Origin of the sequence: Pedobacter sp. ASV12 (assembly GCF_016429155.1) — a bacterium.
Classification (GTDB): Bacteria; Bacteroidota; Bacteroidia; order Sphingobacteriales; family Sphingobacteriaceae; genus Pedobacter.
Map to the genome: position 1 here is coordinate 1 of NZ_JAELUC010000296.1, position 456 is coordinate 456.

Here is a 456-nt window from a genome sequence, read left to right on the forward strand (position 1 = left end):
ATAAGAGACAGAGTATATATAGAGTTGATTGGACGGCCAACCGCAATGGCAAAGCTACCGCCTAGCAAAGTTTGTCCATCAATCAGGTTTAAAATCTTGTTTCTGTTTAAAGCGATGTTGGCATCGGTTCTCCAAGTAAAATCCTTGGTTTTGATGTTCATGGTCGAAAGCTCAAACTCGAAACCTCTGTTTCTCATTTTACCCACGTTTTGGTTGATCGATCCGAAACCAGAAGTCAAAGGAAGCGGCTGTGCCAACAATAGATTAGAGTTGATTCTGTTATAGTAACCGATTGTTCCACTTACACGGTCTTTAAACAAGCTGAATTCCATCGCTACGTCTAAAGTTGTGGCTTTTTCCCAAGCCAAGTCAACGTTAGCCAAGTTTGAAGGAGCTAAACCTGCAGCCAAAGCTGTACCAGAAATATAGTCGCCAGATTTTGAGTAAAGCGCTCTT

At 41.9% G+C, this 456-nt stretch carries 1 protein-coding gene; it reads right to left on the reverse strand.

Annotated features, from left to right (window positions below; genetic code table 11):
• The coding region (locus tag JHD69_RS20380) for a TonB-dependent receptor domain-containing protein (protein ID WP_199142153.1) at nucleotides 1-456 on the reverse strand (456 nt) is incomplete at both ends.